24 protein-coding genes are annotated in these 20916 nt (G+C 60.2%); 14 read left to right on the top strand and 10 right to left on the bottom strand.

Annotated features, from left to right (window positions below; genetic code table 11):
• Window positions 1-93: 93 nt before the first annotated feature.
• Window positions 94-1065, top strand: a complete 972-nt coding sequence (locus tag HBN98_RS05620) for a L,D-transpeptidase family protein (protein WP_064588584.1) — start codon at window positions 94-96, stop codon at window positions 1063-1065.
• Window positions 1066-1188: 123 nt separating this feature from the next.
• Here the strand turns inward: HBN98_RS05620 and oprI are convergent, their stop codons facing one another.
• Window positions 1189-1440 (bottom strand): outer membrane lipoprotei OprI, encoded by a 252-nt coding sequence (gene oprI, locus HBN98_RS05615; protein WP_025113130.1) that lies wholly within the window; start codon window positions 1438-1440, stop codon window positions 1189-1191.
• Between the two features lie 636 nt (window positions 1441-2076).
• On the opposite strand from oprI, the gene HBN98_RS05610 reads away from it, so the two are divergent.
• The gene (locus HBN98_RS05610; RefSeq protein WP_025113131.1) at window positions 2077-2358 is read left to right on the top strand and encodes a GNAT family N-acetyltransferase; all 282 of its coding nucleotides are present in this window, start codon (window positions 2077-2079) and stop codon (window positions 2356-2358) included.
• A 65-nt stretch (window positions 2359-2423) separates the two neighbouring features.
• On the opposite strand, the gene HBN98_RS05605 is transcribed toward HBN98_RS05610, so the two are convergent.
• Both HBN98_RS05605 and HBN98_RS05600 read right to left on the bottom strand, forming a co-directional pair.
• Window positions 2424-3500, bottom strand: coding sequence for a 3-deoxy-7-phosphoheptulonate synthase (locus tag HBN98_RS05605; RefSeq protein ID WP_083368308.1), 1077 nt, complete (start codon window positions 3498-3500; stop codon window positions 2424-2426).
• Between the two features lie 129 nt (window positions 3501-3629).
• Entirely contained in the window at window positions 3630-4073 is a 444-nt protein-coding gene (locus HBN98_RS05600; RefSeq protein WP_083368309.1) for a PilZ domain-containing protein, read from the bottom strand.
• Between HBN98_RS05600 and HBN98_RS05595 the strand changes: the two genes are divergently transcribed.
• The 5 genes from HBN98_RS05595 to cysB all read left to right on the top strand — a co-directional run bounded on the left by HBN98_RS05595 (window position 4072) and on the right by cysB (window position 8040).
• Window positions 4072-4458: a thioredoxin family protein gene (locus tag HBN98_RS05595; protein WP_083368310.1), complete on the top strand. Its 387-nt coding sequence runs from the start codon at window positions 4072-4074 to the stop codon at window positions 4456-4458. The genes HBN98_RS05600 and HBN98_RS05595 overlap by 2 nt on opposite strands.
• Window positions 4459-5415 (top strand): putative 2-dehydropantoate 2-reductase, encoded by a 957-nt coding sequence (locus tag HBN98_RS05590; RefSeq protein ID WP_083368311.1) that lies wholly within the window; start codon window positions 4459-4461, stop codon window positions 5413-5415.
• Window positions 5416-5444: 29 nt separating this feature from the next.
• Window positions 5445-6350, top strand: coding sequence for a 5'-nucleotidase (locus HBN98_RS05585; protein ID WP_064588580.1), 906 nt, complete (start codon window positions 5445-5447; stop codon window positions 6348-6350).
• 98 nt (window positions 6351-6448) lie between these two features.
• Window positions 6449-6952: a universal stress protein gene (locus HBN98_RS05580; RefSeq protein ID WP_064588579.1), complete on the top strand. Its 504-nt coding sequence runs from the start codon at window positions 6449-6451 to the stop codon at window positions 6950-6952.
• Window positions 6953-7065: 113 nt separating this feature from the next.
• Entirely contained in the window at window positions 7066-8040 is a 975-nt protein-coding gene (gene cysB, locus HBN98_RS05575) for an HTH-type transcriptional regulator CysB (protein ID WP_007908591.1), read from the top strand.
• 9 nt (window positions 8041-8049) lie between these two features.
• On the opposite strand, the gene HBN98_RS05570 is transcribed toward cysB, so the two are convergent.
• Window positions 8050-8532: a GreA/GreB family elongation factor gene (locus tag HBN98_RS05570; protein WP_064588578.1), complete on the bottom strand. Its 483-nt coding sequence runs from the start codon at window positions 8530-8532 to the stop codon at window positions 8050-8052.
• Window positions 8533-8534: 2 nt separating this feature from the next.
• Window positions 8535-8945, bottom strand: coding sequence for a hypothetical protein (locus HBN98_RS05565; RefSeq protein ID WP_083368312.1), 411 nt, complete (start codon window positions 8943-8945; stop codon window positions 8535-8537).
• Window positions 8946-9069: 124 nt separating this feature from the next.
• Here HBN98_RS05565 and earP point away from each other — a divergent pair, with 124 nt between their 5' ends.
• A complete protein-coding gene (gene earP, locus HBN98_RS05560; RefSeq protein ID WP_083368313.1) occupies window positions 9070-10212 on the top strand; it encodes an elongation factor P maturation arginine rhamnosyltransferase EarP in 1143 nt (380 codons plus the stop codon).
• 48 nt (window positions 10213-10260) lie between these two features.
• Entirely contained in the window at window positions 10261-10830 is a 570-nt protein-coding gene (locus tag HBN98_RS05555; RefSeq protein WP_003226785.1) for an elongation factor P, read from the top strand.
• 80 nt (window positions 10831-10910) lie between these two features.
• Here the strand turns inward: HBN98_RS05555 and HBN98_RS05550 are convergent, their stop codons facing one another.
• Together HBN98_RS05550 and HBN98_RS05545 are read right to left on the bottom strand one after the other, a co-directional pair.
• On the bottom strand, window positions 10911-11330 hold the full coding sequence (locus HBN98_RS05550; RefSeq protein ID WP_064588575.1) for an organic hydroperoxide resistance protein: 420 nt from the start codon (window positions 11328-11330) through the stop codon (window positions 10911-10913).
• A gap of 331 nt (window positions 11331-11661) precedes the next feature.
• Window positions 11662-12126 (bottom strand): MarR family winged helix-turn-helix transcriptional regulator, encoded by a 465-nt coding sequence (locus HBN98_RS05545; protein ID WP_083368314.1) that lies wholly within the window; start codon window positions 12124-12126, stop codon window positions 11662-11664.
• 156 nt (window positions 12127-12282) lie between these two features.
• Between HBN98_RS05545 and HBN98_RS05540 the strand changes: the two genes are divergently transcribed.
• Window positions 12283-13032: a sulfite exporter TauE/SafE family protein gene (locus tag HBN98_RS05540; protein WP_169842426.1), complete on the top strand. Its 750-nt coding sequence runs from the start codon at window positions 12283-12285 to the stop codon at window positions 13030-13032.
• Here the strand turns inward: HBN98_RS05540 and HBN98_RS05535 are convergent.
• Entirely contained in the window at window positions 13022-13876 is an 855-nt protein-coding gene (locus HBN98_RS05535; RefSeq protein ID WP_047295460.1) for a LysR substrate-binding domain-containing protein, read from the bottom strand. The genes HBN98_RS05540 and HBN98_RS05535 overlap by 11 nt on opposite strands.
• 96 nt (window positions 13877-13972) lie before the next feature.
• Here HBN98_RS05535 and HBN98_RS05530 point away from each other — a divergent pair, with 96 nt between their 5' ends.
• Both HBN98_RS05530 and HBN98_RS05525 read left to right on the top strand, forming a co-directional pair.
• Window positions 13973-14194 carry a DUF1127 domain-containing protein gene (locus HBN98_RS05530; protein ID WP_064588572.1) on the top strand — a complete coding sequence of 74 codons (222 nt, stop codon included), beginning with the start codon at window positions 13973-13975 and terminating at the stop codon, window positions 14192-14194.
• 64 nt (window positions 14195-14258) lie between these two features.
• Entirely contained in the window at window positions 14259-15485 is a 1227-nt protein-coding gene (locus tag HBN98_RS05525) for a winged helix-turn-helix domain-containing protein (RefSeq protein WP_083368316.1), read from the top strand.
• Window positions 15486-15584: 99 nt separating this feature from the next.
• On the opposite strand, the gene HBN98_RS05520 is transcribed toward HBN98_RS05525, so the two are convergent.
• Window positions 15585-16931 carry a class II 3-deoxy-7-phosphoheptulonate synthase gene (locus tag HBN98_RS05520; protein WP_041069567.1) on the bottom strand — a complete coding sequence of 449 codons (1347 nt, stop codon included), beginning with the start codon at window positions 16929-16931 and terminating at the stop codon, window positions 15585-15587.
• A gap of 153 nt (window positions 16932-17084) precedes the next feature.
• Here HBN98_RS05520 and HBN98_RS05515 point away from each other — a divergent pair, with 153 nt between their 5' ends.
• Window positions 17085-17840, top strand: a complete 756-nt coding sequence (locus HBN98_RS05515) for a spermidine synthase (protein ID WP_083368317.1) — start codon at window positions 17085-17087, stop codon at window positions 17838-17840.
• Window positions 17841-17950: 110 nt separating this feature from the next.
• Here the strand turns inward: HBN98_RS05515 and HBN98_RS05510 are convergent, their stop codons facing one another.
• Entirely contained in the window at window positions 17951-18742 is a 792-nt protein-coding gene (locus HBN98_RS05510) for a crotonase/enoyl-CoA hydratase family protein (RefSeq protein ID WP_083368318.1), read from the bottom strand.
• Window positions 18743-19166: 424 nt separating this feature from the next.
• Here HBN98_RS05510 and HBN98_RS05505 point away from each other — a divergent pair, with 424 nt between their 5' ends.
• Window positions 19167-20840, top strand: coding sequence for a DEAD/DEAH box helicase (locus HBN98_RS05505; protein ID WP_008088238.1), 1674 nt, complete (start codon window positions 19167-19169; stop codon window positions 20838-20840).
• Window positions 20841-20916: the final 76 nt, after the last annotated feature.

The following is a 20916-nucleotide window of genomic DNA, read 5'->3' as shown; positions in this document are numbered from 1 at the left end:
CCTCGCCACAGGTCTCGTGTCTCCCCGAATATTCAAAGCGCGGTGTACAATCGCGCGCTTATACCCTTGTTGATCATGCGAAGGATTTTCCGGATGTTGCCGCGCTTTCCTGCCGTCACCCGCTGCCTGTCACTTGCCGCCCTGTGTGTGGCCGGTCCCGTTGCTGCATTGGAGTTTCCCCTGCCACCACCCGGTGAGGACATCATCGGCCAGGTGCAGGTGATCAAGGCCAAGTACGAAGACACCTTCGCTGACCTGGGAACCAAATACGACTTGGGCTATTCGGAAATGGTCGCGGCCAACCCGGGCGTCGATGCCTGGCTGCCAGGCGCCGGTACGGAAATCGTCCTGCCGACGCGATTCATCCTGCCGCCGGGTCCGCGCGAAGGCATCGTGATCAACCTCGCCGAATACCGCCTCTACTACTACCCGAAAGGCCGGAACGTGGTGTACACCTTCCCGCTGGGTATCGGCCGTGAAGGCTGGGGTTCGCCGATCGCGCACACCACCATCACCGCCAAGACGCCGAACCCGACCTGGACCCCTCCAGCGTCGATCAAGGCCGAGCACGCCGCGGATGGTGATCCGCTGCCGAACGTGGTGCCGGCCGGTCCTGACAACCCGCTGGGGCCGTTCAAGTTCACCCTGGGCACGCCGGGCTACCTGATCCACGGTTCGAACAAGAAATTCGGCATCGGCATGCGCACCAGCCACGGCTGCTTCCGCATGTTCAATAACAACGTGCTGGAAATGGCGGCGATGGTGCCGGTCGGCACTTCGGTGCGCATCCTCAACGACGCGTACAAGTTTGGCAGCAGTGGCGGCAAGGTCTATCTGGAAGCGCACACGCCGATCGACGACAAGGGCAACCCGTCGGTGGTCGACAAGCACACGGCGGTGATCAACGCGATGCTCAAGCGCGAAGACGTGACCAACAACCTGCGCGTGAACTGGGATGTAGTGCGTGATGTGGTGGCGGCCGAAGATGGCTTGCCAACTGAAATCGGCACGCCGAATACCTCGGCACCGATAGTCTCGAGTGCGCCGATCGACCTGCAGCAATAAGATCGATCCAGACCCGCCGATGCGTGAAGCGTCGGCGGGTTTTTTATTGCCCGGACAAAAACTGCAGGCACAAAAAAGCCGACCCAGAAACTGGGTCGGCTTGATAACAATCCCGAGGGATTATTACTTGCGGCTAGCTTTGTCCAGCATACGCAGAGCACGCTCGTTAGCTTCGTCAGCAGTCTGTTGTGCTTTTTGAGCAGCAGCCAGAGCTTCATCAGCTTTACGGTATGCTTCGTCTGCACGAGCTTGAGCGCGAGCAGCTGCGTCTTCAGTAGCGGTCAGACGTGCTTCGGTTTCTTTCGATGCGCTGCTGCAACCGGTAGCCAGAACTGCGGCCAGAGCCAGAGCAGAGAATTTCAGAACGTTGTTCATCGTGTTCCCCTTCAAGGACTTTCAATTAAGTGGCTTTCTCCTCCGATTGAGGAAATAGCCGGCGTACATACTACCCATTACTTGTAGTAAGTAAACTGACGTAGCGCAAGAAGCAAAAAAAATTGTAGGCGTTGATTCTTTTTCGAGCAACTTTTAACGGGGCTGTATAAAAAATATCCAGCTGCAAGCCCCGGCTTGAGCCGGTTAATGAGAAAAAGTTCCCATTGCCCTGTACAGTTTTTGCCGTCTTGCACCAAGTCTGTCTAGATGAATTCGTCTACACTTTTGTTCCGATTTTGCATGACACCTCACATATCTTTGTCCCTCTTGAGGTGACTTTAAAGAAGAGGCTGCGTCTTAAGTCTCGACATCCGGCAATGTTCAGGTGAGCGCACTGGGAAGATCGTCCCCGCGCCTGCCGCTGCGCCCCTCGGAGTCACCCGGTCAACGAGCATGATGACGAGCGCACCTTGAGCATTTTTGCCAATGGTGCCTACTATTTAGCAGGTGCTCGGTTGCGCGAGATCGGTGTGGCTCTTCTCGGTGTCCATCAGGCACGGGGTGGCGTAGATGTTCCTTCGCCGGAAAAACATCGGTAAGGTAGGGGTCAGAATTCAAGACCCGCGAGGAGTAGTGATGAGCGAGGCGTTGTCCATCCACCATGACCAGGCTGGTCATCAGTTCGAGACCAATGTGGACGGTCATCGTGCCTACCTGACCTATATGGATCTGGGGAAACAGACCCTGGATATCTATCGCACCTTCGTGCCCAACGCCCTGCGTGGCCGAGGCATTGCGGCAGCGCTGACCGAAAGTGCGCTGCAATACGCCGAGGAAATGGGCTACACGGTGATCCCGTCGTGCTCCTACGTCGAGCGCTACATGGAGCGCCATCAGAAGCGCGCCGCGAAAATCTGAAAAATCCCCTACACACAAAAACGCCGGGCAATGCCCGGCGTTTTTTTATGCCTGCCAAACGCTGATCAGCTGCGCTGACGTTTCGGCAGAACATCCTTGAGCTTGGCGTGCATGCTGCGCAGGGTGTTCTCGGTGGCGGCCCAGTCGATGCAGGCGTCGGTGATCGACACGCCGTATTGCAGGTCGGCGAGGTCTTTCGGGATCGCCTGGCAGCCCCAGTTCAGATGACTCTCGACCATCAGGCCGATGATCGAATGGTTGCCTTCGAGGATCTGGTTGGCGACGTTTTCCATCACCAGCGGTTGCAGGGCCGGGTCCTTGTTGGAGTTGGCGTGGCTGCAATCGACCATGATGTTCGGCTTGATCTTCGCTTTGTTCAGCGCCTGCTCGCACAGGGCGACGCTGACCGAATCGTAGTTCGGCTTGCCGTTGCCGCCACGCAGCACTACATGACCGTAGGCGTTGCCCTTGGTGGTGACGATCGACACGCCACCTTCCTGGTTGATCCCCAGGAAGCGGTGCGGGCTGGAGACCGACTGCAGGGCGTTGATCGCCACGGTCAGGCCACCGTCGGTGCCGTTCTTGAAGCCGACCGCCGAGGACAGGCCAGAAGCCATTTCACGGTGAGTCTGGGATTCGGTGGTACGCGCGCCGATGGCCGACCAGCTGATCAGGTCCTGCAGGTACTGCGGGGAGATCGGGTCGAGGGCTTCGGTGGCGGTCGGCAGGCCTTTTTCGGCCAGGTCCAGCAGCAACTGGCGACCGATGTGCAGACCGTCCTGGATCTTGAACGAGTCGTCCAGGTACGGGTCGTTGATCAGGCCTTTCCAGCCGACGGTGGTCCGTGGCTTCTCGAAATACACGCGCATAACCAGATACAGGGTATCGGAGACTTCCGCCGCCAATTCCTTCAGGCGGTCAGCGTATTCGTGGGCAGCCTTGATGTCGTGGATCGAGCACGGGCCGATCACTACGAACAGACGGTGGTCGGTGCCATCAAGAATGTTGCGAATGACTTCGCGGCCCTTGGTGACGGTGCGCAGGGCAGCGTCGCTCAGAGGGATATCACGCTTGAGCTGATCGGGAGTGATCAGGGTCTCGTTAGAGGCGACGTTTAGGTCGTTGATCGGTAAATCAGCCATCGTTTACTCGTCAGGTCACGGGTGCCGGCCGCCAGCGATCCCCGCGCGGCGGAGCACAGCAGATTTAAGCGCGTCGGGGAGCCGAACCTTAGCGCGTCAGACGCGGCTCGACAATGGGCAAACGCCGCTTTAATCCAGCACTGGCTGGGCAAAAGCCTTGCGCACGCTGTCGTGGGAGAACTCGTCGGCGTGTTGTTCGACCCATTGCAGGGCCAGCGCCTGAATATCCTGCAGGTCGTCGTGGGCTTCGTTCATGCGGCAATAGCGTTCGATCTGGCACACCTGTTCGCCCATCCGGGCGCTGAACAGCGTCTGCTCATCGGTGAACGCGATCCCCACCAGATAGCCTTTTTTGCGCCGCAGGCACCACGCCACATAGCCCGGATAACAGATGTCGGCGTTGAGCGTCGGCAGGCGCACCTCAAGGGCGGTGCCGTGGCGCCAGGCACGGTGATAATTGCAAGCGATCCCGCCGAGGCTGATAGTGTGCAGCTGTTGCCTGGAAATGCACTCGGGCTTGAGTAACGTTAATTCGACAGGCACTTCGTCCGGATGAGGAATGAAACGTCCCATGAGCACAGACTCCCTGTGTCGGCCATTTGACATTGTTTCCCCCAGTATAGTGGTCGAATCGCAACTGACCGATTTCGACGCCGACCAGCGGCTGCTGGCGATGAGCGGCATTTCTCTGGTGATTTTCACCAGCGTCGGCTGTTCCAGCTGCCGCTATGCCAGAGAGGTGTTGCCCGGCTTCGAGCTGGCGGTCGATCGGCTGTGCTGGATCGATGCCGGTGACAACGGCGGGTTGGTGGAGCGCTATCAGGTCTTTCATTTGCCGGCGCTGTTTGTGGTGCGCGACGGCGAGTTTTTTGGGGCAATGCATACGCGCCTGACCGCCGATGCGCTGAACGCGGCCGTGGCGCAGGCGCTGGGGCGAATTGCAGAGGAGTTGCCATAGATGGTGGAAGCAGACAACAAACCAGTGATCGGGATCATTGGCACCGGGGCAATCGGCGGGTTCTACGGGTTGATGCTGGCGCGAGCCGGGTTTGATGTGCACTTTTTGCTGCGCAGCGAATTCTCGGCAGTGGCCGAACGTGGTTTGCAGGTGGACAGTGCGGTCCACGGCAGCCTGACGCTCAATCCGGTGCAAGCCTACGCCAAGGCCGACGACATGCCGGCCTGCGACTGGCTGCTGGTCGGCGCCAAGACTACCAGCAGCGCCGGGCTGGCCCCGGCGATCATTGCTGCAGCCAAACCCGGAGCGAAGGTGCTGGTGCTGCAAAACGGTCTGGACGTCGAAGACAGCCTGCGGGAGTTGCTGCCCGAGACCCTGCATCTGCTCGGTGGCCTGTGTCTGATCTGCGTGCATCGCGAAGGGCCGGGGCACATCACCCATCAGGCACTGGGCGCGGTCAACGTCGGCTACCACAGTGGCCCGGCAACGGACGACGCGGCGCGCATGGCGATCGTCGAGGCGGGTGCCGGGCTGTTCCGTGCCGCCGGCATCGATTCCCAGGCGATGCCCAACCTGCAACAGGCTCGCTGGCAGAAACTGGTCTGGAATATTCCCTACAACGGTCTCTCGGTTGTGCTCGGTGCCGGCACCACGCCGCTGATGGCCGACGCTGACAGTCGCGCGCTGATCCAGGCGTTGATGGCCGAAGTGGTGCTGGGCGCCAAGGCCTGTGGTCACGACATGCCGCCCGGTTATGCCGAGTACCTGTTCATGATGACCGAGAAGATGCCCGACTATTGGCCGAGCATGTACCACGATTTTCTGCACAAACGGCCGCTGGAACTACAGGCGATTTATGCCCGGCCATTGGCGGCAGCCAAGGCGGCAGGGTGTGAACTGCCGCGTATCGAAGCGTTGTATCGCACGTTGAGTTTTATTGACCGACGCAACACCTGAGTCGGTTCTTTGCGGGAGTGGGGGAAGGCATGGCCAAGAACATCGATGACAAACTGGTGCTGGCGATTTCGTCTCGCGCCTTGTTCGACCTGAGCGAGAGTCACAAGGTCTACCTGTCGGGCGGCGTCGAAGCCTATCGGCAATATCAGATCGAACACGAAGACGAGATTCTCGCGCCCGGCGATGCCTTTCCGCTGGTGGAAAAACTTCTGAGCCTCAACAGTCGCCTTGACCGTGCCCGGGTCGAGGTGATTCTGGTTTCGCGTAACAGTGCCGACACCGGTCTGCGCGCTTTCAACTCGATTCATCACTATGGGCTGGACATCTCCCGGGCGGCCTTCGTCGGCGGGCGCAGTCCGTATCCGTACCTCAAGGCCTTCGGCTGTGACCTGTTTCTGTCCACGCATGCCGAGGATGTGCGCGCCGCGCTGGACGCCGGATTTGCGGCAGCGACGATTCTGTCCGGTGGCGCCAGCCGTGCCGCCAGTGATGAGTTGCGCATTGCCTTCGACGGCGACGCGGTGCTGTTTTCCGATGAGTCCGAGCGCATTTATCAGTCCGGCGGGCTGGAGGCGTTTCAGGCCAAGGAGCGAGAGGCGGCGCGCGAGCCCTTGCGCGGCGGGCCGTTCAAAGGCTTCCTCGCGGCGCTCAATGCGCTGCAACGCGAGTTCCCCGAGAACGACTGCCCGATCCGCACCGCGCTGGTCACCGCGCGTTCGGCGCCGGCCCATGAGCGGGTGATCCGCACCTTGCGCGAGTGGGACATCCGTCTCGACGAATCGCTGTTCCTCGGCGGGCTGACCAAATCGGCATTTCTCGAAGCCTTTGCCGCCGACGTGTTTTTCGACGATCAGGCCGGCCATTGCGAACTTGCCCGCGAAGTGGTTGCCACCGGTCACGTGCCTCACGGCATCAGCAACGAACCATCGATCTAAAGCCCCAGTGCTTCAAGACGTTGCGTCACACGTCGTACTCGCCAAGGCACTGCTAAGCTGAATCAAATCTCCGCCATGTTGGCACGCGAGGAGGTCACATGATTCGTTCGATGCTGTATGCCACTGACCTGGGTCTGTACGCACCGTTAGTGATGCAGCATGCCCTGGCGTTGGCGCGAACATTCAATGCCGACTTGTATGTGGTGCATGCGGTGGAGCCCATGGGGCTGTTTGCCGAGTCGGTGTTGCAGAGCTATCTCGACGAGCAGGCGTTGAACGAATTCCACAGTCAGGGTCTGAAAACTGTCATCGCCAGTATCGAGCAGCGGGTGCTGGACAGTTTTCGCGAAGAGCTGGGCGAGGAGGGCGAGCAGGATCTGCAGCGGATTTGTGCGGTTCGGGTGGTGCAGGGAGATCCGTCGCAGGTGATTCTCGACCAGGTGCAGAAACTCTCGGTGGATTTGCTGATCGTAGGCACTCACAGCCACGGTGTTGGGGTGGAAACCCCTTTGGGGCGCACGGCGACTCGAGTCCTGCAATTGGCCAAGGTGCCGGTCTATCTGGTGCCGTTGGTGGAGCGTCGGCGCCGGGGGGATCGCTGAAGCGGGAATAATGGCGCTTTGATAAAAAAGTTCTAGATTTATTCATCAAACCATTAATATAGTTATATACCGTCGCTGATGCCCGTGGCGTCTACCTGCTTTGAGGGATACATATGAAGCTTCAACAATTGCGCTACATCTGGGAAGTGGCGCACCACGACCTCAACGTTTCCGCTACAGCCCAAAGCCTTTACACCTCGCAACCGGGTATCAGTAAACAGATCCGCCTGCTGGAAGACGAACTGGGCGTTGAAGTGTTCGCCCGCAGCGGCAAGCACCTGACGCGCGTTACCCCGGCTGGCGAGCGCATCATCACCACCGCTGGCGAGATCCTGCGCAAGGTCGAAAGCATCAAGCAGATCGCCCAGGAATTCTCCAACGAGAAAAAAGGCACCCTGTCGATCGCCACCACCCACACCCAGGCGCGTTATGCACTGCCGCCGGTGATCAGCAATTTCATCAAGCAATACCCGGACGTGGCGCTGCACATGCACCAGGGTTCGCCGATGCAGATCGCCGAGATGGCCGCTGACGGCACCGTCGATTTCGCCATTGCCACCGAAGCGCTGGAGTTGTTCGGTGACCTGGTAATGATGCCGTGCTATCGCTGGAACCGCTGTGTGGTCGTGCCGCAGGGCCACCCGCTGACCAAACTGCCGAAGCTGACCCTCGAAGCGCTGGCCGAATATCCGATCGTGACTTATGTATTCGGTTTCACCGGCCGTTCGAAACTCGACGAAGCCTTCAGCCATCGTGGCCTGACGCCTAAAGTGGTGTTCACCGCAGCTGACGCCGACGTGATCAAAACCTACGTGCGCCTCGGCCTGGGCGTGGGCATCGTGGCCAAGATGGCGGTCGACACCAAACTCGACAACGACCTGGTGGTGCTGGATGCCAGCGAGCTGTTCGAGTCGAGCATCACCAAGATCGGTTTCCGTCGCGGCACCTTCCTGCGTGGTTTCATGTGCGACTTCATCGAGAAGTTTGCCCCGCACCTGACCCGCGAAGTGATGGCCAAGGCCATCCAGTGCCACAACAAGCAGGAGCTGGAAGAGCTGTTCGACGGTGTCGAACTGCCGGTCCACTAAGACCCCGCCTCAGAGCACCTCGGTGACAGCGAACTGTTGCCGGGTGCCCGCCACCAGAATCTCCACCTCATCACCTTCGAGCTTGCCCAGCAGGCTTTTGCCCAGCGGTGAGCGCGGGGTGATGACGGTAATCGGCTGACCCACCACATCGACTTTCAGGCCCGCCGCATCCGGGGCCAGGAACAGCCATTGCTCGCGACCCTTTTCGTCTTCAAGGCCGAGCAGGGCGCCGACCTCGATGCCACGATTTTCGTCGTAGGCACGCAACGTCAGGTTCTGGCACAGCGCCAGCGACTGACGGATTTCCTCGACCCGTTTCGCCTGTCCCGCCGCCAGATACGACGCCTCGAGCCCGAGCGTGTCGTACTTGTTCTCAGCAATGTTCTCTTCGTGGGTCGCGGTTTCGTAAGCGGTCTGCGCGGCGCGTTCGGCGATGTCGAGATCGACGCGCAGTCTGTCGAGGATCAACTGGTGGACAGTGTGCTTGTTCATGATCAATCGCAGAATTGCAAAACGTTGGCGCGGCTCTTTTCGCTCGGCGCGGTCTGATCCTGTTGCAGCCAGAACTGGCATTTGGGGTTCGACTGATTACGCGTGCTGCCGCGCGCCTGATCGAGCCGTGCCTGCTGCTCGTTCTTGCGCAGGTTCTCTTCGTACTGCTCGAACAGCGGACTCTGTGGCGCAGTGTCCGGTTGGACCTGGACGGTCGCGGGTGGCCTGGCCAGTTGCTGCACCGCCTGAGCGACGGGCGCCAGTTGTTCGGTGAACACGAAACGCGAGAGCAGCCAGCAGGTCAGGGCGATGGCCAGAAAGCCCAGCCACATGCCCAGGGCGATACTGCCGGTCAGTCGCAGCGCACTAAGCTGAACAGGCAACGGACGACGTGGGTTGGGACGGTAGGGCATGGCGGCCTCCTGGCGGATGATTGCGGGCAAGTGGCGATTGTCGCACGAAGATTAATCGCCGTCGGCTCTTCTGCGCGAGGTCATTTATGCGGACAATCAGCGCTTTTGCCAACGGGAGTCTTGCATGCCGGTACCGAAAACCCGCTGGGATATTTTTTGCACCGTAGTCGATAACTTTGGCGACATCGGCGTGACCTGGCGTCTGGCCCGGCAACTGGTGGCCGAACAGGGGCTGGCGGTGCGCCTGTGGGTCGATGACCTGCGTGCCTTCGAGCGCATCTGCCCCGAGATCGATATCCACCTGGCGCAGCAATCGCAGCAGGGCGTCGATGTTCGGCACTGGCCGAGCGACTGGCCGAATACTGAGGCGGCGGACGTGGTGATCGCCGCGTTCGCTTGCCAGCTGCCGTCCGCGTACATGGATGCCATGGCCGAGCGACAACGGCCGCCGCTGTGGATGAACCTCGATTACCTGAGTGCCGAAGACTGGGTCATTGGTTGTCACGGTTTGCCCTCGGTGAAATATAAATCGGTGCAGAAGTTTTTCTTCTTTCCCGGTTTTCAGCCGGGCACTGGCGGGTTGCTGCGTGAGCAGGGTTTGCTGGAGCGCCGCCGCGCGTTTCAAGCGGATGACGAGGCGCAGCGACAATTCCTGCAGCATCTGGGGGTCGAGCGCGCACCGGGTGCACAACTGATTTCACTGTTTGCCTATGAGAACGCCGGTCTGGCCAGTTGGCTGGACGTGCTGGCCGCCGATGATGCGCCAACCCATCTGCTGGTGCCAGAAGGGCTGATTCTCGGTGATGTCGCACGCTGGCTCGGGGTTGATTCACTGGAGGTCGGCGATCTGAACGTGCGTCAGGCGCTGACGGTGCAGGTGCTGCCGTTCGTCCGTCAGGATCAATACGATCAGTTGCTGTGGTGCTGTGACTTCAATGCGGTGCGTGGGGAAGATTCGTTCGTCCGGGCGCAGTGGGCCGGGCGGCCGATGCTCTGGCACATCTATCAGCAGGACGAAGACATCCATCTGGACAAGCTTGATGCCTTCCTGGCGCTGTATACGAAAGGACTATCGCCGGCGGCGGCCGAGGCGATGAACGGGCTGTGGCGGGCGTGGAGCGCCGGGCAACCAATCGGCGAGCACTGGCTAGAGGCCCGTAAACACTGGCCAGAACTGCAGGAGAACGCCGAGAAATGGTGTCTGGAACAAGGCTTGCAGGCGGATCTTGCCACGGCGCTGGTACAGTTTTACCTAAATTGGATATGATACGCGGCCTAGATTTTTGTAAATCCCATCCAAATTCGGATATTCGCAATGAAAACTGGTAAAGAACTCAAACCCGGTACCGTGATCCGTATCGACAACGATCCTTGGCTGGTTCAGAAAGCTGAATTCACCAAGTCGGGCCGTAACAGCGCGATCATGAAGACCAAGCTGAAGAACCTGCTGACCGGTTACAAGACCGAAACCGTTTACGGTGCGGACGACAAGCTGGACGACGTGATCCTCGACCGCAAAGAAGCGACCCTGTCCTTCATCAGCGGCGACACCTACACGTTCATGGACACCACTGACTACACCATGTACGAACTGAACGCCGAAGACATCGAAAGCGTTCTGCCTTTCGTTGAAGAAGGCATGACCGACGTTTGCGAAGCCGTGTTCTTCGAAGAGCGTCTGGTTTCCGTAGAACTGCCGACCACCATCGTGCGTCAGGTTGACTACACCGAAGGTTCCGCTCGCGGTGACACTTCCGGCAAGGTGATGAAGCCTGCCAAACTGAAGAACGGTACCGAGCTGTCGGTTGCTGACTTCATCGAAATCGGCGACATGATCGAGATCGATACCCGCGAAGGCGGTTCCTACAAAGGCCGTGCCAAATAAGCACTGCTTTTCGCGGAAAGAAAAAGCCCGACCATTGAGTCGGGCTTTTTTGTGCCTGCAGAAAGATCAAAAGATTGCTGTTACACGGTGGTGTGCAGGCGGACGTCAACGTTGCCACGGGTGGCGTTGGAGTAAGGGCAGACCTGATGCGCTGCTTCGACCAGGCTCTGTGCATCCGCTTGCTCGAGGCCCGGCAGGCTGATGTGCAAGTCGATGTCCAGACCGAAACCGCCGGGGATCTGGCCGATGCCGACGTGCGCGGTGATCGAGGCGTCGTCGGGGATCTTGCGTTTGGTCTGGCTGGCAACGAACTTCAGCGCACCGATGAAGCAGGCCGAGTAACCGGCAGCGAACAATTGCTCAGGGTTGGTCGCGGCACCACCGGCACCACCGAGTTCTTTCGGGGTGGCGAGTTTGACGTCGAGAATGTTGTCGCTGGAGATCGCACGACCGTCACGGCCGCCAGTGGAGGTTGCGATTGCAGTGTAGAGAGCTTGCATGGTGTGGGCCTCGTTGAGTGTGTATTTCTGCGCTAATTGTTTGCGCGCTAAGTAAGTGCGAAGTGAATGTATCGCGCGAATATTTAGTGCGCAAGAAAAATTTTTGAGCAGATTGAATTTCGATCCTGTAACGGAGCTGTCGATCACCTTGAAAGTGAAGATTTAGAGCGGCTGGTGGGGATATCGGGGGACTGAAAATATTTTTTCAGGTGACGCGCTCCCTTGTAGGAGTGAGCCTGCTCGCGATAGCGGCAAGACAGGCACCACAGAAGTCGACTGAACCACCGCTATCGCGAGCAGGCTCACTCCTACAAGGTGGGCAGCGTTGTTATCAGGTCAAGCTGTCCTGCAAATGGCTGCGCAGCGCTTGCAACTCCGCTTGCAGCTTCTGCAGGCGTTCCAGAGAAAAGCCGCTGGCGCCGAGGATGCATTGCGGGACCGTCTGGGCTTTTTCTTTCAACGCTCGGCCTTGCGCGGTCAACTCGACAATCACCACACGCTCATCCTCGCGACTGCGCGTGCGGCTGAGCAAACCTTCGCCTTCCAGGCGCTTGAGCAGGGGCGTCAGCGATCCCGGATCGGTCAGTAGTCGCGTGCTGATTTCTCCGACGGTCAAACCATCCTTCTCCCACAGCACCATCATCGCCAGGTACTGCGGATAGGTCAGGCCGAGCGCTTGCAGCAGCGGCTTGTAGACCTTGGTCATCATCAGCGAAGTGGAATGCAGGGCGAAGCAGGCCTGGTTGTCCAGCAGCAGGTGATCGCAGTTGTCGAGGGTGTTGGATTCGGTGGTCATGGTAAAGCCTTGTTCGATGATGGGCTCGAATCTAGCGTCCGAATGTTTAATGCGCCAGATAAATCTCCGGATCTAGTGGTGGCCCAGCTCGCGCTGCAGCGCCAGATACCAGCCTGGACTGGTAGGATGGGGCGCCTGACGGATGAGGACATCGCTGTGATCGAGTTTTTGTTGTACCTGCTGTTTGGCGCCGCCCTTGGCACATTGGGCGGCATATTCGGCATCGGCGGTGGTTTGATCGCGATTCCGCTGCTGGGTGTGTGGTTCGGCCTCGACCAGCAGATTGCCCAGGGCACGGCGCTGGTGATGGTGGTGCCCAATGTGATGCTGGCGCTGTGGCGTTATCACCAGCGCAATCGCATCGAGCTGCGTCATGCATTGCCGTTGGCGGTCATGGGCTTTTGCTTTGCCTGGATCGGGTCGATCTGGGCGGTGGGCATCGATGCGCAAACCATGCGCATCGGCTTTGTCGCCTTCCTCGTGGTGCTGTCGGCGTACAACCTGCTGAAGATGTTTGGCAGGCAACCCGCAGCGACTTCCGAAATGCGTTACTCCTGGCCATGGCTCGGCGTGCTCGGCGCGGCGTCCGGGACCATGGGCGGTCTGTTCGGTGTCGGCGGGGCCGTGGTGGCGACGCCGGTGCTGACCAGCCTGTTCGGCACCAGCCAAGTGGTGGCCCAAGGGCTGTCGCTGGCCCTGGCGTTGCCAAGCACCGGGGTGACGCTGGTGACGTACGCGGTGCATCACGAGGTGGACTGGATGATCGGCCTGCCGCTGGCGATCGGCGGGCTGGCGAGCATCAGTTGGGGGGTGAAAGTCGCCCACGCCATGCCGGAAAAGCTGCTGCGCGGGCTGTTCTGCGGTTTCCTGGTGCTGTGTGCGGTGATGCTCGCCTTTAAAGTTTGAAGCCTTCGACGATGTGCTCGGCCAGGCACTCGGTGATCGGCGACGGATTGTTCAGGTTGCGGATCAGCATGATGCTGGCCTCGGGCAGCAACGGCAGGTCTTCGTTGGCACCGAGAATGCGCATGTCCGGGGTGATCAGGCTTTCCAGTTGCGCGGTGATCGCCAGACCTGCGCTCACCACCGCCATCAGCGCCGACAGGCTGGTGCTGTTATAGGCGATGCGGTAGTCGCGACCCATCGCGTCCAGCGCATTGCACGCCCACAAGCGGCAGAAACAATCACTGTTGAACATTGCCAGCGGCAACGGCGTCTGCTCGTGGGCGCTGAAGTTTTGCGCCTCGGCCCAGACGAAACGTTCTTTGCGCAGCAACTGGCCGATCTCGTTGCCCGGCTCGCGGGTGACGATCGACAAGTCCAGGTCGGTGCGTTGCAACAGCTGTTTGCTGGATTCGCAGTGCACTTCGATCTGGATCAGCGGATAGAACTGGGCGAAGCGCGAAAGTATCCCCGGCAGGAAACGCATCACGTAATCGTCCGGCGTACCGATGCGTACGGTGCCGACCATGTGCGGCTCGCGCAGGGTGTTGAACACTTCACTGTGCAACTTGAGGATGCGTCGCGCATAGCCGAGCAGCACCTGGCCCTCGGCGGTCAGCCGCACCTGGCGTCCATCACGCTCGAACAGTTGCCGCTGCAGCACGTCTTCTTCCAGACGCTTCATCTGCATGCTCACCGCCGATTGCGTGCGGTTGACCATTTCGCCAGCGCGGGTAAACCCGCCCTGATCGGCAATCGCGACGAAGGTGCGCAGGACATCGGTATCGATACTGGGGTAAGCCGACAATTGATGAATCTCCGTGATGAATGCCATCAGAAACATTCGTTGGATTGATCTTAGCGCCAGGGCGAGACTTGAGCCATCCACAAGGAGGGCAACACGATGAAAGGTCAAAGAGAGTATGTAGACGACACAAAGTTTTCCGGCCACGGCCATATCGTTTCCGACCTGCTGCACAAGTTCAGCCGCTGGTACGAACTGCACCGTGAACGCGAGTTGCTCGCCAGTCTGAGCGACGAAGCGCTGAAGGACATCGGGGTCAGCCGTGCCGACGTCGAACACGAGGCTGTCCGGCCGTTCTGGGACGATCCGATGCATAAATGATCAGGGCCTTACTACACAAACCACTTTCAGGTGAGGTAGGTTGCGAGCAGACAAGGAGATGTTCATGCCCGCGACTCTGGCCTTTTCCCTCAAACAGGCGCGACGTCTGGCGCTGGCTGCCCAAGGGTTCAACGGGCGCCAGCCGCCAACCGTCCGCGCGCCGCAGGTTAACCGTCTGATCGAACGGCTGGGCCTGCTACAGATCGACTCCGTCAACGCCGTGGTGCGCTCGCACTACCTGCCGCTGTTTTCCCGTCTCGGTGCCTATTCCTCAGATTTGCTCGACCAGGCTGCCTGGAGTTCGGGGCGCCGTCGCACGCTGTTCGAATACTGGGGGCATGAAGCGTCGTTGCTGCCGCTGGCGATGTATCCGTTGCTGGGGTGGCGGATGCAGCGCGCCAAACGGGGCGAGGACATTTATCAACAACTGGCGAAGTTCGGCCGTGAGCAACAGGACGTTGTTCGCCGCGTGTTGCGCACGGTTGAGGCGCAGGGCGCGTTGGGTGCCGGCAGTCTGTCGACCCGCGAAGACAAGGCCGGGCCATGGTGGGACTGGAGCGCGGAAAAGCAGGCGCTGGAATGGTTGTTCGCAGCCGGTGAAGTGACCGTGGCCGGGCGTCGCGGTTTTGAGCGTTTGTATGATTTGCCGGAACGGGTGATCCCGGCGCCGATCCTGCAGCCGCCGCTGCCGGATGAAGCCAGCGCACAGCGCGGCTTGCTGCTGCACGCGGCCCAGGCGCTGGGTGTCGGCACGGAAAAGGACCTGCGGGATTATTTCCGCTTGAACCCGGGAGATGCGCGGCCGCGTCTGGCGGAACTGGTCGAGGACGGGCAATTGCAAACCTGCGAAGTCGCCGGTTGGCGGCAGATCGCCTATTGCCTGCCGGAGCCGAAAGTGCCGCGCAAAGTCATCGCCAGCGCGTTGTTGTCGCCCTTCGATTCGTTGATATGGGAACGTAGTCGCACCGAGCGATTATTCGATTTCCGCTATCGATTGGAGATCTACACGCCGCAGGACAAACGGGTCTACGGCTATTACGTGCTGCCGTTTCTGCACAACGAGCGGATTGCTGCGCGGGTCGATCTGCGTGCGGAAAGAGCGTCGGGACGCCTGGCGGTGCATGCGGTGCATGAGGAAGAGCCGGGGTTGGCGGATGAGGGGATGCTGGCGCTGGCGTTGAATTTGCGGCGGATGGCCGATTGGCTGGGGCTTGCGCGAGTGCAGCTCAATTGTCAGCGCGAAAGTGCGGGGCGGTTGCGGGTGGCATTGGCGCAGATCGGCGGTGATTGAGCTGGCCTCTTCTCGAGCAGGCTCGCTCCCACATTGGATCTGCGTCGTACACAAAACCAAATGTGGGAGCGAGCCTGCTCGCGAACCGGGCGACGCGGTTTAGCGGCGAACCTGCTTCAGCGTTTCGGCAATCAAAAACGCCAGTTCCAGCGACTGATCGGCATTCATCCGCGGATCGCAGTGGGTGTGATAACGATCCGACAAACCATCTTCAGTGATCGGCCGCGCACCGCCAATGCACTCGGTGACATTCTGCCCGGTCATCTCGATATGAATCCCGCCGGCATAAGTGCCTTCGGCTTCGTGCACCTGGAAGAACTGTTTCACTTCGCCGAGGATCTGCGCGAAGTCGCGGGTCTTGTAGCCGCTGCTGGCCTTGATGGTGTTGCCGTGCATCGGGTCCGAACTCCACAGCACCTGCTTGCCCTCACGCTGCACTGCACGGATCAGTGCCGGCAGGTGATCGCCGACCTTGTTCGCGCCCATGCGGGCGATCAGGTTCAGACGACCCGGATCGTTGTCCGGGTTGAGCACATCGATCAGGCGGATCAGATCGTCCGGGTTCATGCTCGGGCCGACCTTGACGCCAATCGGGTTGTTCACCCCGCGCAGGAATTCGACGTGGGCGCCGTCGAGCTGCCGGGTGCGGTCGCCGATCCACAGCATGTGCGCCGAGCAATCGTAGTAATCGTTGGTCAGGCTGTCGCGACGTACGAAGGCCTCTTCGTAGTTCAGCAGCAGCGCCTCGTGGGCGGTGAAGAAACTGGTTTCGCGCAGTTGCGGCGAGCTGTCCATGCCGCAGGCGCGCATGAACGCCAGGGTTTCATCGATGCGGTCGGCGAGGTGGCTGTATTTCTCGGCCAATGCCGAGTTGGCGATGAAGTCCAGGTTCCACTTGTGCACCTGATGCAGGTCGGCAAAACCGCCCTGAGCGAAGGCGCGCAGCAGGTTGAGGGTGGCGGTGGACTGGTGATACGACTGCAGCAAGCGCTCCGGATCCGGCACGCGACTCTTTTCGTCGAAACCGATGCCGTTGACGATGTCGCCACGGTAGGCCGGCAGGGTCACGCCGTCGAGGGTTTCGTCATTGGCCGAACGCGGTTTGGCGAACTGGCCGGCCATGCGCCCGACCTTGACCACCGGGCAGCCGGCGGCGAAGGTCATGACGATCGCCATCTGCAGCAACACTTTGAAGGTGTCGCGAATCTTCGCCGCAGAGAACTCGGCAAAGCTTTCCGCGCAATCGCCACCCTGCAGCAGAAACGCCCGGCCCTGAGTCACTTCTGCAAACTGGCGACGCAACTCGCGGGCTTCGCCGGCAAACACCAGCGGCGGGTAGCTGGCCAGCGTCTGCTCGACCTGGCGCAAGTGCGCGGCGTCGGGGTATTGGGGTTGTTGCTGGATCGGCAGGGCGCGCCAGCTGTCAGGGCTCCAGGGTTGGCTCATCACGGTCTCTAATTGGTTCTACGCACGGGAAGCCCATGGTAGCAGCAATTAGTGCGTGACCTGCTCCCGCCCCATCACCGACAATCGCCGCTTTGCCACGGTGCCAGAGCGGTGCCATCGCGTCACCGCGCCCGGTGACCATCAGGAGACGAAATGACTGAGGAGCGCGTCGAGCTGTTGCTCGCCGAGGTACAGGATGAGTTCGGCGTTATTCGCGTGCTGGAAGTGGCCGATTACCGCTTTCTGGAGTTCGGCGATGCCATCGAACAGAGCTGCGTGTTCACCGCCGATCCGAGCTGGCTCGAATACGACTACACCCGGGCGATGCTGATTGGCGCGTTGTGTCACGAACAACCGGAGAGTGCGCTGTTCCTCGGCCTCGGTGCCGGCACACTGACGCAGGCCTGCCTCAAGTTCCTGCCGCTGGAAGACGTCGAAGCCATCGAACTGCGCCCGGATGTACCGCGCCTGGCCATCGAATACCTGGGGCTGGATGACGACCCGCGCCTGTATATTCGGGTCGGCGATGCGCTGGAACTGCTGCCGACGGCCGAGCCTGCGGACCTGATCTTCGTCGACCTGTATACCGACGTCGGCCCGGGTGTCGGGCATCTGGCCTGGAGTTTCCTCGGAGACTGTCAGAAACGTCTGAACCCGGGCGGTTTGCTGGTGATCAACCAGTGGGCCACCGATGACGGCAAGCCACTGGGCGCGGCGCTGCTGCGCGGGCTCTATCACCGGCACTATTGGGAATTGCCGGTGAAGGAGGGCAATGTGATTCTGATTGTGCCGGCGGACCTCGATCAAACACTCGACATGCAGGCCCTGACGGCCCGGGCCGAGGCGCTGGCGCCGCGGTTGGGGTATTCGTTGCAGTCGTTGATTAACGCCATTCGCCCGGCTACCTGAGTGGCGACTTGGTTAATTGTAGGAGCTGCCGAAGGCTGCGATCCTTTGATCTTGTTTTTATAGGATCAAGGTCAAAAGATCGCAGCCTTCGGCAGCTCCTACAGGGCGGGTTAGATCCCTTTGAAGATCCCGGGTCGGCGCTCCACCAAAGACCTCACCCCCTCCTTGGCATCCTCACTGCCCAACAACTTCTTCACCAACGCCGGCAACCCCTGCGCCGCCGCTGTCTCACCTTCATAGCGCGCCTGCCGCGCCGACATCAGCGTCGCCTGCACGCCCAGCGGTGCCTGCCGGGCAATCCGTTCGGCCAGTTCGATCGCCCGCGGCAGCAGATCCTCGCTGGCCATCACTTCCTGCACCAAGCCAAGGCGCAACGCATCATGTGCATCGAACTCATCACCGGTCAGCAGCCAGCGCATGGCATTGCCCCAGCCGGCCACCTGATGAAAACGTAAAGTCGCGCCACCAAAAGGAAATATCCCACGCTGCACTTCCATTTGGGCGAAGCGGGTATTGCTGGCGCAGAGGTTGATATCCGCTGCGAGCATCAACTCGATGCCAATGGTCAGGCAGTAGCCCTGCGCGGCGACGATCACCGGTTTGCTGACCCGTGGCCCGACGAATACGCCCCACGGGTCGCAACCACCGGTCGGCACCTCCCAGCCTTGCGCCAGCGCCGAGCTGGCATTCACCAGATCCAGACCGGCGGTAAAGTGCTCGCCATGGCCGAACACCACGGCCACCCGCGCTTCACTGTCGGCCTCGAACTCGCCATAGGCCATACTCAGCGCGTTGAGCAGGTCGAGATCGAACGCATTGCGTTTGGCGGCGCGATCCAGGCCGATCAGGTAGACATGACCACGACGTTCACGGCTGACGCGGCCGGGGCAGGGCTGATTCATGGGTAAATCCTCGGGCGGGAAGGGCGGGGGCAGCGACGGTATGCCGCACATCGGTGAATCGTTTAAGCGGCTTCACCCGCAGGGCCGGGCCTTTTGAAAAATAGACCTTCGCACGATTATCCGCAAAACCCCGTTACACAGCGGCGACACACGGATTCAGACGATAAAAAAAGCTCCCTTTTTGGGCAAAATCCGGTATAGTGCGCGCCGGCCTTTAACCGGGCCGCGTTTAGGTAGCGCAATTTCCCGAAGTCAGCTTCGGCTGCACGTCCGCATTGCGGGCTCTTCCCGGACGATTCTTTTTTTCATTCATTCGTTTTCGCAAATCCCCGCCGACAAAGCTGCCAGGGCGACTCTTGAGTCTCAACACGGCATGCGCAGCTTTGGAGCATGGGTCTTTGCGGATGCACTTAGAGGCAGACCCATGACCCAGGAAACCGGCGGATTCGCCGCTTTTAATCTTAACCCGAATATTCTTGCAGCCGTCGCAGCGACCGGCTACGAAGAGCCTTCGGCGATTCAGCAGCAATCGATCCCGATCATCATGGCCGGCCAGGACATGATTGGCCAGGCGCAAACCGGTACCGGTAAAACCGCCGCGTTCGCACTGCCTATTCTGCACCGCATCGATCCTGCCAAGCGCGAACCGCAAGCCCTGATCCTGGCGCCAACTCGAGAGTTGGCGCTGCAAGTAGCAACCGCTTTTGAAACCTACGCCAAGCAAATGCCAGGCGTCACCGTTGTCGCCGTTTACGGCGGCGCGCCGATGGGCCCGCAACTCAAGGCTATCCGTAACGGCGCACAGATCGTTGTCGCCACTCCGGGCCGTCTGTGCGACCACCTGCGTCGCGACGAGAAAGTCCTGTCGACCGTGAACCACCTGGTTCTCGACGAAGCTGACGAAATGTTGAAACTGGGCTTCATGGATGACCTGGAAGTCATCTTCAAGGCTCTGCCAGCGACCCGTCAGACCGTTTTGTTCTCGGCGACCCTGCCGCAGTCGATCCGCGCCATTGCCGAACGCCACCTGCGCGATCCGCAACACGTCAAGATCCAGACCAAGACCCAAACCGTTACCGCGATCGAACAGGCTCACCTGTTGGTTCACGCTGACCAGAAGACTTCGGCCGTTCTCAGCTTGCTGGAAGTGGAAGATTTCGACGCTCTGATCATGTTCGTGCGCACCAAGCAAGCGACCCTGGATCTGGCCAGTGCCCTCGACGCCAAAGGCTACAAAGCCGCTGCGCTGAACGGTGACATCGCCCAGAACCAGCGTGAGCGCGTCATCGACTCGCTGAAAGATGGCCGTCTGGACATCGTTGTGGCGACCGACGTTGCTGCCCGTGGTCTTGACGTTCCGCGTATCACCCACGTGTTCAACGTGGACATGCCGTACGATCCAGAGTCCTACGTTCACCGTATCGGCCGTACCGGCCGTGCCGGTCGCGAAGGTCGTGCACTGCTGCTGGTAACTCCACGTGAGCGCCGCATGCTGCAGGTGATCGAGCGTGTAACCGGTCAGAAGGTTGCCGAAGTGCGTCTGCCGGACGCTCAGGCTGTTCTCGATGCCCGCATCAAGAAACTGACCAACAGCCTGTCGCCGCTGGTTGCTGATGCCGAATCGACTCACGGCGAACTGCTGGATCGTCTGACCGCCGACATCGGTTGCACCCCGCGTGCCCTGGCTGCAGCTTTGCTGCGCAAGGCTACCAACGGTCAAGCGCTGAACCTGGCTGCGATCGAGAAGGAACGCCCACTGGTGCCGAACAACGCACCGCGTGGCGACCGTCCTGAGCGTACCGGTGATCGTCCGGATCGTGGTGACCGCGAGCGTCGTGCGCCAATGCCTTTGGGCGAAGGCCGTGCCCGTTGCCGTACCGCGCTGGGTGCGCGTGACGGTATCGCCGCCAAGAACCTGCTGGGCGCCATCCTCAACGAAGGTGGTCTGGCCCGCGAAGCGATCGGTCGCATCCAGGTGCGTGACAGCTTCAGCCTCGTCGAGTTGCCGGAAGATGGTCTGGACAAGCTTCTGACCAAGCTGAAGGACACTCGCGTCGCTGGCAAGCAGCTGAAACTGCGTCGCTACCGCGAAGATTGATCCGCCCTCGGGCTGATTGATCGAACATAAAAAATCCCCGACTGGTTCGGGGATTTTTTTTGCTTGTCTGAAAGAT

The organism is Pseudomonas koreensis, assembly GCF_012986595.1.
Taxonomy (GTDB): Bacteria; Pseudomonadota; Gammaproteobacteria; order Pseudomonadales; family Pseudomonadaceae; genus Aquipseudomonas; species Aquipseudomonas koreensis.
Note: the sequence above shows the minus strand (reverse complement) of the source record. Positions and strands in the feature narration are given on the sequence as shown.